The organism is Streptomyces sp. NPDC055239, assembly GCF_053606205.1.
The window spans coordinates 130,679-144,972 of the sequence record NZ_JBSGRD010000011.1 but is presented as its reverse complement, the minus strand read 5'-3'; the positions used below and the strand labels follow the sequence as shown (position 1 = coordinate 144,972).

The window sequence follows — 14,294 nt, the reverse complement described above, 5'->3', positions numbered from 1 at the left end:
TGGAGCCTCGGCGCCACGACAGCCCGCGAGGTCATGCCAGGGCCAGCACGACGATGAAGATCAGGACGATGATCGCGACGGCGATCGCGACGGGAGGCCACCCGCCGAACGGGGGGTCCGCGGCGGTCCGGTCGGGCTCGGTGGCGTCGGCGTTGGGTACGGGCTCTGGTGGCGGCCTGTTCTCCGCACGGCGCCCGTCGGGGCCCACGTGGTCTGCGATCCAGTCGAAGGAGGGGTTCGCCGCAGCGGCGGGCGGGGGGTATCGGGGCGGCTCCGGCCATGGCCGTGGGATGGCCGGGCCGGGCTCCCCGACGAGTTTCCAGGGTGGTTGCCCGGTGACCTGGATCCCCGCCCGCGCCGTCACCTGCGGGAGCGAAGGGAGTTGGGTGATGGGTGCTCGGCACATGGCGGTGAGGGCGGCAGCGAGCTCGCCGACACGCGTGTCATTGATTCTCGTCAACTCGCGCCAGATCGCTGTCCGTCCGGGCTGCTGGAAGTCTGTGTCGTGGAAGATCAGGTTCTTGTCGGTGTGGAAACGCCCCCAGAGCGACGCATCGTTCTGCAGGGCGAGCAGAGAGAGGAAGACGACCAGCGAGGGGAAGGCATCCATGTCTCCGGCGTAGTACCCGTTCCTCCGGGACGGATGTTGAAAGTGCTGGGCGCCGCTCTCGCCGGGAGGCCTGTCGGCCAACTCGGGGATGAAACAGCCGTCGTAGTCGATGAGTTTCATCTGCGACCCGCTGACCAGACAGTTGTCGTTCGCGATGTCGCCGTGCGCCATCCCTCGGTTCAGCATGTCGTTGACGGCTGTCAGCCAGGTCGCCGCCTGATCCCCCAGAGCACTGCGCTGGCCGAGGCGCCGGCCGACCCATACATCGAGCGGGTCGCCGTCCACCCAGTCCATCTCCACCAGCGGATAGTGGACGCCCTCGACCACGATTTCCCGGTCCCGGTATGCGAAGCCGACCAGATGCGGTGGCAGCACGGGGCCGAGATACTCGTGCAGCGCCTGATAGCGCAGTCGCTGGTCGGAGGCCGCTCGGGTGAAGCACCGAATCGCGATGTCCTTGGCCCCCGCGGTGGCTTTGAAGACGACCGCCGATTTCCCGCTCGCTGCCAAAGGCATGCCCATGGCGTCCGTGTGGATCATCGCTTCCCGCAGCCGGGCGTCGGCGAAACAGATCGAGGGCGTCTGGACTGCTCCCATGTAATCCGAGGCCCGGGGCCAGACATGAGGCTGAGTCATGAGGCACCTCCCGGAGGAACCAGAGCGCCGGACCCGGGGGACACGTCTCGAATCTGCGCATTGCTGACCAGCCACTCCAGACCCTGCCGGACCATGGTGAGGTCGATCAGGAGGGTCCGTGAGCTTTCGTTGGTGGCCGTCCGTATCGCTTGCTCGACGACTGCGTACAGCTCTGCCTGCGACCCGCTCGACTGTTTCACCACCACGGAGACTTTCTGGGGACGGCTCCTGAACGAGTTGGGCGGCGCGTGGTCGGTACCTGCCAGCCACGCCACCAAGTCCTGGTTCAGGTTCGCCACCCGCTTCTGCAACGCGGATTCGTACGCCCGGTAGGCGCCGGCCTTCTCCCCCGAGTAGGTGGTCAGGAGCCGTGCGAAGTCCCGCGCCGGAGGGACGGCCGATGTTCGCTGGGCGGGAGAGCCGCCGACGAGTGCGTGCACGGCGAGGGCGAGGGCGGTGGCGAGAACCAGGACGGCGGATGCGATCAGGGCGATCCGCCTGCGCTGCGGCCGCGGACTCGGTGTCGCGGGGTGCTCGGAAGCGGGCGGACGCGGCGATTGCGACCCGTCATCGCCCCGGGGGAGAGAGGCCTCGGCCGGTACGAGTTCGGGGGGCCTAGCGCGCGGCGCAGGTACCGGTGTCTCGCGCGTCTTCAGGGAGACACCGAGGCCGACCATCAGGGCGGTCGCGTCGTCCTGCCGCATCAGCCGCCGGGTCTGCACATCGTGCACGAAACTCCGAAAGCGCGATTCGTCGAGAGCGGTGAGGTCGTCCCACGGGGTGCCGCCCTGCTCGTACACACGCAGGAACCACTGCGCCACCGCGTCGGTGACCAGGAAGAAGATGTCTCCTTCTGCCCAGGTTCCCTCTTCGGTCACCCGCCGGCCGATGCTCTTGAGATTGCTGTCCCGTTTGGTGGAGAACAGCGGAGTGTGGACGCTGAAGTCGGACGAGTCGCGGATCGGCACCGCCACGACGAGCTGCCCGTCGCGCACTTGGAAGAGACAGGAGTCGCCCATGGCCAGGCAGCGCCATGTCCCGGTGGCCTCCTGCTGCGGGGACGGCGTGAGCTGCAGACCGATCAGGGTCGCGGCGGAACCCGAGTCGGCCTTGAGTTCCTCGTAAATGTTCAGCGTCTGCCACTGGATGGACTGCGACCACTGAGTGGAAACGGCGTCGAGCCAGTCGAGTAATTCCTCATCGGAGTCCCCGAGCGGCGGGTGCTCGATAAAACCCCGGGCCAGTAGACGTGCCCAGCATCGTGCTTCGAAGGCGGTGCTGGCGCCGTCGCAGACGACCGCGAGCGAGGACGCGTCAGAATAGGCGAATGCGTCCTCGCATTGATCGGGCTGCGATCCGGGCTTGGGTACCTGCAGGACGCCGTATCGTGGCTTCATCTGCGTCACCGCTCACCGTCCGGGCCTTCCATGGTCAGGCGGGTGCCGATGTCGAGGAACTGTAGCAGCGCCCACCCATTTGCGTTGAAGACGAAACCACGCGTACCCGTTTGGGCGGGATATCCTTCTCTTTCGAGCTCTCGGTGCAGCGGCGGCGGAATTTCGGAGGAAATGTCGAACAGCATTGCCGAGTATTTGTCAGGAAGCCCCGCTGGGTTGGCAGGAAAGGCGATGGGGGCTGTGGCGAGACTGGACAGGTGGAGGTTGTACAGCAGTACGTTCCCGGCGTCCAGGCGCAGTCCGCTCAGTGCTGTTGCTGCCTTGGTCGGGTCCGAGTTCGGCTCACCGTCGGTGATGTTGATGACGATGGGCGGGAACGACGCCTTGTGCTCCTTCACCCAGGGCTTGAGCACCTTCCCGGCGAACTCCATGGCCTCCGCCATCGGCGTTCCCCATTCGGCCAGCGGTTCGAACCAGACCGGGTACCGCTTCGTCTGAGTGACGAGAGCACCCGTCGCGTCCTTGACCTGCTTGGCCTTTTCCGCCACCCGTAGAGGGTTGGCCGCGAGCTCGGCCAAGGAGACCAGGTTCCGGCCCTCCAGCGCGCCACCCAGGCACGACCCCACGCCGAGTTTCTTTCCGTACCCGATGACGCCGATGTCGAAGTAGTGGCGTGGACCCTTTCCGACATCCAACGTGCACTGCAGGATGAGATCCAGTAAGAGGTCATTTATTGCCTCTACCGCGGCCTTGTCCTTGGTTGTCGCCGGATCTCCGGCAAACGGATCCTTCATCGAGCGGGACTGATCCAGCAAGAACAGGATGCATCCAGGATGCGCGCGATTGATCTCAGCCTCGTATGAACCGCCCATGGCGGCACCCCCCGGTACTCAATGGCTGGCTACTCGGTTGTAGCGGACGGCCGGGGAATGAGTCAAGCTTTCGCGAGAGCTTTGTTGTATTTAGACTCCTGCTGAAAATGCACACGCAGGATGCTGGTGAGTGAAGGGGGATGGGCGAAAGAGGAGGCGGGATTCCTGATCATTGTGCCGGTTGAGTCAGGGCCCGGCCGTGCGACCGGAAGTGGACGGGAAGGGCCGCCAGTAGAACACCGATGACAATTCCTGTGTCTCCTGCTGCGGGGAAGCCCTGCCGACGGTCGAGTGCACCCACACCCGTGAGAATGCCGACCACCCTTCCGGTGCGCGTGGCGATGAGGGCCGAACCCGACGACCCCGCAGGCGGCGCAGGACCGATCATGGTGATCCGAACGGGGGTGTGGCTCTCCTGGGCGGCGAGATCCGTCGCCGCTCGTACGGACGTCACGCCGCTGCCAACCAGCCATCCCACCATGGTGATCCGCTCGTCCGCCGCGGGCGGGCCCCAGCGTGGTTTCGCCGTCCATGGCCAGTCGACACCCGAACCGAACACCGCGATGTCGTGCTCGGAGCCGTAATGGAGCGGGCGCAGCGCGATGGCGGCGCCGCCGGGCAGGACCACTCAGCACTGGCTCCCGCCGTCCAGATTCAGCACGTGGGCAGGGGCCACCCACACCCCCGGGGCGATCTGCAGTGCGTTCGCGGCCGGGCGGTATGTGTCGGCATCCTCGTGCACGCCGACGTAGAGAGGCCGCACGGCACGCGCGACGGCGCTGGAGTGCGCGGGCGCGAGCACATCGGAACGGATCACGTTGATGCCGGACAACATGGCTACGACCGCGGCGGCTGGCGCCACCCAGGTGTCCAGGTGCAGCAAGGGTGCCAGTCCCACGACGACGCTGGTGGCGACCAGTGCGAGCAGGCCGGTGCCCGCCCTGAGGTCGCTCGCACGCTGTCTCACCCTGTTCCATCGCATGAGCTCCTCCAGGAGACGGGCGGAGTAGCACTGGCTTGCCACAGGACACGGCAGACCGACTGAGCCGTCAACGAAAATGCCTCCTCGCGCAGAGGTCGTGCGAGGGGCAGGCACGCGGTGGGCTTCTGCGGGGCGATCGATCTGTTCAGTCCGCGGCCCGGTCCGGTGGGGGCTTCGGCTGTGCGCCTGCCGAAAACTCCACCCTCGCAGTTCAAGCGGCATGTTGGTACTCGTGGAGGATTCCGCCGAGGCGCTCTTTCCGGCGTACCTTCAGCCGGATGATCTGTGCGTGGGAGAGCGGTTCGGGGACGGCGCGTAGGGGTGTTGCCTGCTGTCTTGCTTGGTGGGGTCGGTGGGTGTTGTGGTGCAGCTCGAACTGGCGTAGCGCGTGGCGCAGGTGGTTCTTGTTCCAGATGAGGGTGCGGTCCAGGAGTTCGTGGCGGCAGGTCTGGACCCAGCGTCCATGAGGGCGTTATTGCGCGGGATCCGGACGCCGGTGCGCACGACTTGGATGCCGGTGTCGGCCAGGATCTGGTCGAAGAGGGTGGTGTACTTCGCGTCCCGGTCGCGGATTAGGTCCGCGACGGCGGCGTCGGTGTCCGTCAGGTCCATCATCAGGTTTCGGTCTGCCTGGGCGACCCAGGCGGCGGTGGGGTGTGCGGTGGTGCCGAGGGTGTGGACGCGGCGGGTGGCGTGTTCGATGACCGCGAGGATGTACTGGCGCCGTCCGGTCAGGGTGACGGTTTCGATGAAGTCGCAGGCCAGGAGGATGTCGGCCTGGGAGTGCAGGAAGTCGGCCCAGGTGGTGGTGGCTCGGTCGGGCGCGGGGTCGATGCCTTCGGAGGTGAGGATTTCCTAGATGGTGGAGGCGGGGATCTGGATGCCGAGGGTGGCGAGTTCGCCGTGCATTCTGCGGTAGCCCCAGGACGGGTTCTCCCGGAACAGGCGCAGGATCAGCACGCGGATCGAGCGGACTGTGGGTGGTCGACTGGGCCTCTTGGGCCGGCGCGTGTGGGCGTGGCGCCGTTTGATCAGGTCGCGGTGCCAGCGCAGCACGGTATCGGGCCGGACCAGTAAGCGGAGTCGGCGCAGGGCGTGGGGGAGCAGGGGTACCAGCAGAGCGGCAAGCAACGCCCGGTCCTCCGCAGCGAACTTGATCCGGTCCGCACCGAGCTGTCGCTCAAGGACGATGATCTGATGACGCAGGGCGAGGATCTCCGCGTCCTTGTCGCGGTCGCTCATCGGCAGCAACCGCAGCGTGGCGAACATGTTGGTGACGATCAAGTAGACAAGGCGAAGCAGCACGAGTGCTCATCCTGCCGTACCGCCGAGCAAGCTTCTGAGCTGCATAGACGACCTTTTCGGCAGGCGCAGTGCTCGATGGCGACGGCACTGCCTGACCCCCTCCGCCACGTCTAGGCCCGCCTGCCCCTGCAACACCACAGGCGCTGATCGCGCTACCGGCCTGGACGTGGCTCATGACCGCTCTGGAACTGTTCGCCAGAGCGGGCTACGGCGCCCTGGGAAGCGCTCCTCCCTCGCTCGTTGCGATGGTGGAAGCGACCCGGGATGCCGCCACCGGCCCTACGCGGGAACGTTGTGCGTGCCGAAAAGTACGTCCGTGCACTTCAGCAGGCGTGCCGGTACTCGTGGATTACGCCGCTGAGGCGGTCGTGTCGGCGAATGTCCAGGCGCTCGATTCGTTCCGGGGCGAGGGGCTCGGGCAGGGCGCGGAGGGGAGTGGCGGCCTGGAGCGTTCGGTGGGTGCGGTGCTTGTTGTAGTGCTGCTGGTATTCATTCAGTGCGTGGCGCAGATGGCGTTCGTTCCATATCAGGGTGCGGTCGAGGAGTTCGCGGCGCAGGGTTCGTACCCAGCGCTCCATGATCGAGTTCATGCGGGGGATTCGGATGCCGGTGAGGGTGGTGGTGATGCCAGCCTGGGTGAGGATGTCGTCGATCACTGGTGGGTACTTGGCGTCGCGGTCGCGGATGAGGTATTTGATCGCAGGGAGTTGTCCGGCGTCCTCCAGGTCCATGACCAGGTGTCGTATGGCCTGGGTCACCCAGGCGTGCGTGGGGTGGGCGGTGTTGCCCAGGACGCGGACCCTTCTGCCAGCGTGGTGGATGGCGACGAGGACGTACTGGCGATATCCGGTGAGGGTGACGGGCTCGATGAAGTCCATCGCGAGGATGGCCTCAGCTTGGGAGCGCAGGAAGCTGGCCCAGGTGACGGTGGTGCGCTGCGGGGCTGGGTCGATGCCTTCAGTTTTGAGGAGCTCCCAGACGGTAGAAGGCGCGACCGGGATGCCGAGGAGAGCGAGTTCGCCGTGGATGCGGCGGTATCCCCAGGCGGGGTTCTCGGCGGCGAGGCGGAGTACCAGGCGGCGAATCGAAGCGTGAGTACGGGGTCGGCCGGGGCGTCGCCTGGTACCTGCGCGGGCGTGGCGGTGTTTGAGCAGGTCGCGGTGCCAGCGTAGGACGGTGTCCGGGCTGACCAGGAGCCGGAGCCGGCGCAGTGTTGCGCGGGGGAGCGGAGTGAGAAGCGCGGCGAGGAATGCGCGGTCCGTGGCGTGGAGGCGGAGACGCTTGCCGTCGAGTTGTCGCTGCAGGATGCCGAGTTGGTGGCGGAGGGCCAGGATTTCGGCGTCCTTCTCGTGGTCGGTCATCGGCAGTAATCGAAGTGCCGCGAAGGCCTGGGTTATGGCGAGGTAGGCAAGGCGGACGAGCATGAGCAGTGATCATGCCGGACGGCACACGGTCACGTCCTGACTACCGTTGGCTGGCCTGCGCGGATGTAATTTCCGGCACGCACAACCGTGAGCTACTCCGCCGCGGGCTCACTGCCCGGAGGCAGCTACACCACCACCTACCAGAAGGAGACGCTGCGCCCCATATCCGTACTGGGAGACGGCTTCCAGACCGACACCAGCTACTCGCTGACCGGCAAGCCGCTCCAGTACGCACTGGGTAGCACCGGGGGAGGCAAGAAGACCTGGGCCACCAACACCTACGAGTGGGGCACCCAGCGCCTGGCCACCTCCCGCGTTGACCGTCAGGACCAGCCCGGCGTCGACCAGCTCGACACCTACGGCTACGACCAGGCGGGCAACATCCTGTCCGTCTCGGACGTCTCCCGCACCGGCACCGACACGCAGTGCTTCACCTATGACTACCTGCGGCGCATGACCGAAGCCTGGACCCAGGGCGACAAGGCCTGCGCCACGGCTCCGGCCGGAGACAAGACCGGAGGCCCGGCCCCCTACTGGCACTCCTACACCTACGACAAGGCCGGAAACCGCCTCACCGAAACCCTCCACGACACCAGCGGCGACAGCAGCAAGAACACCCAGCGCGACTACGAGTACCCCAAGCCGGGTGACCCGCAGCCGCACACCCTGACCTCGGTCACCACGCACCTGCCCGGCGGAACTGCCACCCAGGACTCCTACGGATACGACGAGACCGGAAACACCCTCACCCGCACACTGCGCGGCGACGCCCAGACCCTGGCCTGGGACGCCGAAGGCCACCTCGCCAAGGTGACCGAACCCGTAGAGGGCGAGAAGGACAAGGTCACCGAGTACGTCTACGACACCGAGGGCAACCGCCTGATCGCGCGTACCCCGACCGAAAGCACCCTCTACCTCGGCCACACCGAAGTGACCCTGCCCACGGGAGCGGCCAAGGCCAAGGCCACCCGCTACACGCCCCTGGGCGGCGGCCACCAGGCCGTCAAGGAAGACAACGGCGCTGTCACCTTCACCACCGCCGACCACCAGGGAACTGGCCAACTCTCCATCAAGGCGAATGACCTGGCCCTCACTCAGCGCCGCACGCTGCCCTTCGGAGGCCCGCGCGGTGAGGCGCCGAAGTCCTGGCCCGGCACCAAGGGCTTCGTCGGCGGCACCGACGACACCAAATCCACAGGGCTCACCCATCTCGGCGCCCGCGAATACGATCCCACCACCGGGCGGTTCATCTCCGTCGACCCGATCATGGATCTGACGAACCCCCAGCAGATCAACGGCTACACCTACAGCAGCAACAACCCCCTTACCTTCAGCGATCCCACAGGGCTGAAGGAGTGTGCTGGCGACTACTGCAGGCCCGACGAGGATTGGATAGACCGCCACGGCGACTACCACAAGGGCAACAAGAAGAAGGGCACCGTAACCAGCAAGGGCAGCGGTGGCGGCGGAGGGTACCGGGGCGGCGGAGGCGGAGGGTACCGAGGCGGTGGCGGCGGCTACAGCGGTCCGCAACCCTCCCCCAGTGCCAACCCTGCTCCTGTTCCTGGCCCCTACCCCGATGCTAACGATCGGGTCCTGGACTTCCTCTCAGTCGTCTGGATCGTCGCTGCACCTGACATCGACGCATGGAAGGGTTGCTGGAACGAGCAGGGGGTGGGGGACTGCGCCAGCGCGCTTGGAGACATGCCCACACCGGCTAAGGCCTTGAAGCTTCTCAAGCTGCGCAAGCTCAAGGAAGGTGAGGAGGCAGCAGAAGCGGTAGGGAAGTCGAAGAAGGGCGTACCGTCTGGCTGCAAGTGCTTCGTCGCTGGAACCGGCGTTCTCATGGCCGACGGCACGAGCAAGAACATCGAGGATGTTGAACTCGGCGACAAGGTCCTGGCTACCGATCCGAAAACCGGTGAGACCAGCAAACGTGAAGTCACCGCGACCATCGTCACCGAAGACGACAAGCAGTTCACCGAACTCACCCTCGCCACGCCTGATGGCTCCGAGAAGCTGACCACCACGTACGAGCATCCCTTCTGGTCGGTCGACCAGAAGGACTGGGTCGAGGCCGGAGACCTCAAGCCCGGCATGACCCTCCGCACGGACGACGGCCGCACGGTCACCGTGAGAGCCACCCGCCAGTACGAGGACCGTCAGCGCACGCACAACCTCACCATCGCAGGCCTCCACACGTACTATGTGCTGGCGGGGCAGACTCCGGTTCTTGTTCACAATTCCAACTGCCCGCTGACTGGCGGGTTCAAGGTGGGTGTCAGCCGGGACGAGATCGCCGATATTAACCGCGGTTTCGGTGGGGAGACGTTGTTGAGCGGATCGCCAGCAAACACCCTAGCTAATGCCAGTCGCTATAACAGCTTCTGGGATAAGTCGGCAGTGGTGATCCGGGATATTGCGGGAAGTCACATGTTCAACAACGGAAATAAGAGAACTGCTCAGGCTACCGATGAGCAGTTGATGCAACGGAACGGTGTCACGAGCGGCCCCAATTCCGCTGACCTTCGAAGCGTAATCGACAGGGTAGGTAAAGGTCAGCTGCATGACGTCAGTGACATCTCGGCGGCCTTGAGGGGCTATTGATATGGGAGCGAAAGTGATGAATGTCGAGCAGCTCATGGAGAAGTTGGGCCGCTCTGGCGTCACCGTGATCCTCAAGGTGGATGATGAGAGGATGACGGAAGGTGGCGAGCCTTGGACGTTGGTGATGTCGGGTCCAGGGGTCGGCGAGCAGGGATTTATCCGTGCCGAATCTTCCAGCCTCAATGACTGCCTGGAAAAAGGGTTCACGCAACTGCGTGCCAGGTCCGGCGACTGGGAATGGCTGACTGAAATCCAGTAGTCATCGAAATGAGGCCCTCCCGCGCATTTCCGGGAGGGCCTCATGCCGTTTGACGGCTGCGGTGGGTGGGTCATCAGAGGCGTCGGTCAGGCCGAGTGTGTTGCCGAGGGCCTGGCGCTGGAGGCGGAGGCGTACGTGGGGGTAGACGCCGATGTGGGGCGTGGCCGAATAGTTCCTTGATGACGACGAGATCGACGCCTTGCTCAAGGAGCAGAGTGGCGGTCGAGTGCCGGAGGTCGTAGAAGCGGATCGTCCGGAGTTCCGCGCCGTGGATGGGGCGGCGGAAGCGGTGGGTGAGGTTGGTGGGATCGAGCGGCCTGCCCTTCGGGGTGATGAAGCGGGGACGTGACGCTACGCCGCCACGTCCTCAACGCCCGGCGCCGGCCGAACCGCTACGGCATCAGCTTCGGCAAGGACCGGCGCGGCTCCAAGTCCGACGGATGGGCCCGTAGTGCTTCAAGACTGCTTCGCACCCCTTGAACTGGAGTGTTGTCGAGTGATCAGCTTGCGCGGTGGTACTCGTTGATGAGGCTGCCGACGGCCTGGTGGCGTTGGATCCGGGGCGTTGGTAGGGGAATGACGTCGGGATCGTCACGGGGTGCGAGTTGGTTGTGGCCTTGGTGGGGTCTGTGGTCGTTGTAGTGCTTTGCGTAGTCGTGAAGGATCTTCTCGGCGTGGCTGGGGTCGTACACCAGGATGCGGTTGGTGCACTCGTCGCGGACTGAGCGGAGGGTCTGCTGTGCGGTCGGGTGCATCTGAACTAGCATGCCCGGTGGGGTGGGTGGGAGGATGGTGCATTGCCCAGGCCTCGTCCTGAGTTGTGTGGCATGCCGACCGGAGGCGTTCCAAGCACCTAGGGGTGCCGATGGTCGCTGGTCGAAGCCGGGCGGCTCTGCATCTCGCGGAACGCATGCCTGGCAGATCATGGAGCTTTGGCGGCTGCCTGGCGGATGAACGCGCTGAGGGATTCCCGTGCGGCGTCGGTCCTGGCGCTGAGATCTACGGAACCGTTGGCCTCATGGACATCGCTTGCCACGTCGTACGTCCGCTCGGCCTGGTGAAGGAGAGCTGGGGCAGGGAGGTGGAGGGTGAGGCCGTTGATGGCACGCCGGGCGTCTCCGCACAGGCGAAGTGCCTCGTCGCGCGCGGCTATGTGGTCAGGTCCGCCGCGTTGTTCATGGCGGGCGTGCCACCAGTTCTGCTGACTGCGGATCACATCCGTGATGGCATTCGCGTAGGCGAGTATCGCGTTGCGTCGCTCGCCGCGGTCAGAGTTGCGACGCTGGAAGAAGTAACCGAGCACAGTTCCGAGCAAGGTCCCGACGACGGCGACAAGGCTGGTGAGAACCGATGTCATTCATCGATGGGAGCACGGGGGCATTCGAGACCGCCAGAGAAGTGCGGTGGCTTTGTGCGGCTCCGCGGAGACCTGCGTGGTCGGGGTCCCGGCGCGTGCAGATCGGCGGTGAATCTGCTGGTCCAAGGGTCTCAGCGGCGCTGTACTTCCGCATACGGCGTCGTACGGGTGCCAATGGGGCTTCAGAACTCCGAACCGGAATCGTGCACTTGACTGGGGGTCAAGGGGTCGCAGGTTCAAATCCTGTCGTCCCGACGGAAACGTCGCAGGTAGGGGCCATCTTCGGGTGGCCCCTACTTCGTGTTTGGGAGCAAATCTGGGAGCGGGGAGCGGCTCCCTGTGCTCCCAGGGAGCGGGAGTCTGAGAGCGACGTCAACCGGGGGGCGACGGCTGGTCACCCGATCCGGTCGCTCCCTGTGAGGCTCAAAAACACGAATCGTCGTCCCTCTTTGAAGCCCCTCGCCGCAAAGAACCGGGAGCGCAGGAGGACGCTGAACAGCGGCTCTGCCGCGTCTGGGATCATGTTCCGTGATCCTGTCCACGGTGTACGCCGTCACCCGCCGCCTGCTGTCGCTGCCCGCGTTGCTGCTACGGCGTGACGTCACGAAGCACGCGGAGCTGCTGGTGCTGCGCCACGAAAACGCGGTCCTGCGCCGACATGTCCCACGCCTACACTACGAACCAGCCGACCGCCTGTGGTTCACCGCGCTCTCACATCTGATACCGCACCGCCGCTGGCCTCACGTCTTCCCCATGACCCCGGCCACGCTGCTGACCTGACACCGCAAACTCGTCGCGAAGACGTGGGACTACAGCCAGCATCGCCGCCCCGGACGCCCGCCCACGAACCCCGCAGTCAAAGCCCTGATCTTGCGCATGGCGGCCGAGAACCCGGGATGGGGCCATCGGCGCATCCACGGCGAACTCACCCACCTCGGCCACAAGACGGCCGCCTCCACCGTGTGGAACATCCTCAACCAGGCCGGTATCGACCCCGCCCCACGCCGTACCGGACCAACTTGGAGGCAGTTCCTCGGGGCCCAGGCCGAGCACATAGTCGCCGTCGACTTCCTGCACGTCGACACCATCAACCTCAAACACGTCTACGCCCTGGTCATGCTCGAACACGGCAGCCGCCGCGCACACCTGCTCGGCGTCACCGCCAACCCCACCGGCCCATGGACCACCCAGGCAGCCCGCAACTTCCTCATGGACACCGGCATGAACATCGCAGGCATCAAGTTCCTGATCCGCGACCGCGGCGGCCAGTTCACCGACGCCTTCAACGCCGTCTTCGCCGACGTCGAACTGCGCGTCCTCAAAAGCCCACCCCAGGCCCCGAAAGCGAACGCACACTGCAAAAGGTTCATCGGAACCCTGCGCCCGCGAGCTCCTCGACCGGACACTCATCCTCAACGAACGGCACCTGCGCCGAACTCTCACAGTACCTGGAGCACTACAACGGGCATCGGCCTCACCAAGCACTGAACCAGCTCTGTCCATCGCAAGCTGAAGCCGGACCGCCGCGCCCCATCAACCTCTCCGAGCACCGCGTCCACCGCACAGCGGACCTCGGCGGACTCATCAACGAGTACCAGAACGCCAATTGACACCACTACGAACCCGCAGATCAGCGGCAGAATCCTATATTTGAGCCCCACAGGACCGCACCGGCCGGAAGCGCAAGTTCGCCGGCGACCAAAGGGGCGTGGAAGAGGGCCTCGTCGAAGTTCTGGTCGAAGTTCGAGGGCCGCAGGATGGTCCAGCCCAGTGCGGACCCGCGAACGGCGTCCTCGGCCGAGCGCAAACTTGGGCGGCCGTCCGCCTCGCGATCCGCGCTTGAGGCGGTTACGGACGCGGTCCGTCGGGACCCTGATCCGCTTGCTTGGAGTGCACTCCAGGGCCATAGCGTTGAGACAGCTGAACCGAACCCCCAACGCGTCGACGCATCATCCCGCACGACCAACTGGAAAGACGGCAAGTGGTAGACAATCAATTCACAACGCATGCAGAACTTTTCAATCTGTGTGGAAAGCGCGCGCTCGTCACCGGTGGCACCCGAGGCATCGGAATGATGATCGCGCGTGGCCTTCTCCAGGCGGGCGTCCGCGTGGTCATCAGCTCACGCAACGCAGAAGCGTGCGCTCAGGCGCAGGAACAGCTGTCCAAATTTGGTGAGGTGCGGGCCATCCCCGCCGACCTGTCCCGCCACGACGAGTGTCGGCGACTGTCCGACCTGGTCACCGCCGACTCTGAGCGTCTCGACATCCTCGTCAACAACGCGGGCGCCCTGTGGGACGAGCCGCTGGAGACGTTCCCGGACGAGGCCTGGGACACGGTCGTCGACCTCAACCTGAAGTCGCCGTTCTGGCTGGTCCAGGCGCTGCTGCCCACACTTCGCAGGGCGGGCACCGCCGACGATCCCGCGCGGATCATCAACATCGGCAGCATCGCCGCCATCCACATCCCCCAGCGGCCCAACTACTCGTACTCCAGCAGCAAGGCCGCACTGCATCAACTCACCAGAGTGCTCGCCAAGGAACTAGGGCCGCAGCACGTCACCGTGAACGCCGTGGCGCCCGGACCGTTCCCGTCGACGATGATGGCTGCAACCCTCGATGAGTTCGGCGAGGCGATCGCGGCGTCGGCCCCACTACGCCGGATCGGCCGCGACGACGACATGGCGGGTGTCGCCGTGTTCCTCGCCAGCCGGGCAGGCGCATACCTAACAGGCGCCGTGATCCCCGTCGACGGCGGCATCGCCACAACCGCCTAGGCCGCCTAGCCTCCCGCTTTCACTTGGCCCGTGATGACGGCTTTGGTCGTCAACTGGGTTGTGGGTAGG

The 14,294-nt window shown here is 65.5% G+C and carries 13 protein-coding genes, 1 tRNA gene and 2 pseudogenes; 6 read left to right on the top strand and 10 right to left on the bottom strand.

The genetic code is table 11. The features are described from left to right. Window positions 1–31: 31 nt before the first annotated feature. From ACWFRJ_RS30740 to ACWFRJ_RS30710, 7 genes and pseudogenes are all read right to left on the bottom strand, one after another. Window positions 32–1,246: a hypothetical protein gene (locus ACWFRJ_RS30740; protein WP_453538055.1), complete on the bottom strand. Its 1,215-nt coding sequence runs from the start codon at window positions 1,244–1,246 to the stop codon at window positions 32–34. After that, entirely contained in the window at window positions 1,243–2,643 is a 1,401-nt protein-coding gene (locus ACWFRJ_RS30735; RefSeq protein ID WP_453538052.1) for a protein phosphatase 2C domain-containing protein, read from the bottom strand. Before ACWFRJ_RS30735 ends, ACWFRJ_RS30740 begins: the two co-directional genes overlap by 4 nt. A gap of 5 nt (window positions 2,644–2,648) precedes the next feature. Further along, on the bottom strand, window positions 2,649–3,515 hold the full coding sequence (locus ACWFRJ_RS30730; RefSeq protein WP_453538050.1) for a VWA domain-containing protein: 867 nt from the start codon (window positions 3,513–3,515) through the stop codon (window positions 2,649–2,651). Window positions 3,516–3,684: 169 nt separating this feature from the next. Beyond that, complete coding sequence (locus ACWFRJ_RS30725) at window positions 3,685–4,143, bottom strand: hypothetical protein (RefSeq protein ID WP_453538047.1); 459 nt, start codon at window positions 4,141–4,143, stop codon at window positions 3,685–3,687. Further along, window positions 4,144–4,497, bottom strand: coding sequence for a hypothetical protein (locus ACWFRJ_RS30720; protein ID WP_453538044.1), 354 nt, complete (start codon window positions 4,495–4,497; stop codon window positions 4,144–4,146). 211 nt (window positions 4,498–4,708) lie between these two features. Continuing rightward, window positions 4,709–5,802 (bottom strand): annotated as a pseudogene (locus tag ACWFRJ_RS30715) (integrase core domain-containing protein). A 323-nt stretch (window positions 5,803–6,125) separates the two neighbouring features. Continuing rightward, on the bottom strand, window positions 6,126–7,226 hold the full coding sequence (locus ACWFRJ_RS30710) for an integrase core domain-containing protein (RefSeq protein WP_453538041.1): 1,101 nt from the start codon (window positions 7,224–7,226) through the stop codon (window positions 6,126–6,128). Window positions 7,227–7,313: 87 nt separating this feature from the next. Between ACWFRJ_RS30710 and ACWFRJ_RS30705 the strand changes: the two genes are divergently transcribed. Beyond that, a complete protein-coding gene (locus ACWFRJ_RS30705) occupies window positions 7,314–9,833 on the top strand; it encodes a polymorphic toxin-type HINT domain-containing protein (protein ID WP_453538038.1) in 2,520 nt (839 codons plus the stop codon). 16 nt (window positions 9,834–9,849) lie between these two features. Next, window positions 9,850–10,092, top strand: a complete 243-nt coding sequence (locus ACWFRJ_RS30700) for a hypothetical protein (protein WP_453538035.1) — start codon at window positions 9,850–9,852, stop codon at window positions 10,090–10,092. On the opposite strand, the pseudogene ACWFRJ_RS30695 reads toward ACWFRJ_RS30700, so the two are convergent. The 3 genes and pseudogenes from ACWFRJ_RS30695 to ACWFRJ_RS30685 all read right to left on the bottom strand — a co-directional run. Then, a pseudogene (locus ACWFRJ_RS30695) lies at window positions 10,093–10,429 on the bottom strand (tyrosine-type recombinase/integrase); the annotation flags it as partial. A gap of 163 nt (window positions 10,430–10,592) precedes the next feature. Next, window positions 10,593–10,847, bottom strand: coding sequence for an integrase core domain-containing protein (locus tag ACWFRJ_RS30690; protein WP_453538032.1), 255 nt, complete (start codon window positions 10,845–10,847; stop codon window positions 10,593–10,595). A gap of 167 nt (window positions 10,848–11,014) precedes the next feature. Next, the gene (locus ACWFRJ_RS30685) at window positions 11,015–11,449 is read right to left on the bottom strand and encodes a hypothetical protein (protein ID WP_453538029.1); all 435 of its coding nucleotides are present in this window, start codon (window positions 11,447–11,449) and stop codon (window positions 11,015–11,017) included. 165 nt (window positions 11,450–11,614) lie between these two features. On the opposite strand from ACWFRJ_RS30685, the gene ACWFRJ_RS30680 reads away from it, so the two are divergent. The 4 genes from ACWFRJ_RS30680 to ACWFRJ_RS30665 all read left to right on the top strand — a co-directional run bounded on the left by ACWFRJ_RS30680 (window position 11,615) and on the right by ACWFRJ_RS30665 (window position 14,225). Further along, window positions 11,615–11,704 (top strand) — tRNA-Pro (locus ACWFRJ_RS30680). A 273-nt stretch (window positions 11,705–11,977) separates the two neighbouring features. Then, window positions 11,978–12,229: a hypothetical protein gene (locus tag ACWFRJ_RS30675; RefSeq protein ID WP_453538026.1), complete on the top strand. Its 252-nt coding sequence runs from the start codon at window positions 11,978–11,980 to the stop codon at window positions 12,227–12,229. A 96-nt stretch (window positions 12,230–12,325) separates the two neighbouring features. Continuing rightward, window positions 12,326–12,937, top strand: coding sequence for a hypothetical protein (locus ACWFRJ_RS30670; protein WP_453538023.1), 612 nt, complete (start codon window positions 12,326–12,328; stop codon window positions 12,935–12,937). 493 nt (window positions 12,938–13,430) lie between these two features. After that, window positions 13,431–14,225 carry an SDR family oxidoreductase gene (locus ACWFRJ_RS30665; RefSeq protein ID WP_453538020.1) on the top strand — a complete coding sequence of 265 codons (795 nt, stop codon included), beginning with the start codon at window positions 13,431–13,433 and terminating at the stop codon, window positions 14,223–14,225. Window positions 14,226–14,294: the final 69 nt, after the last annotated feature.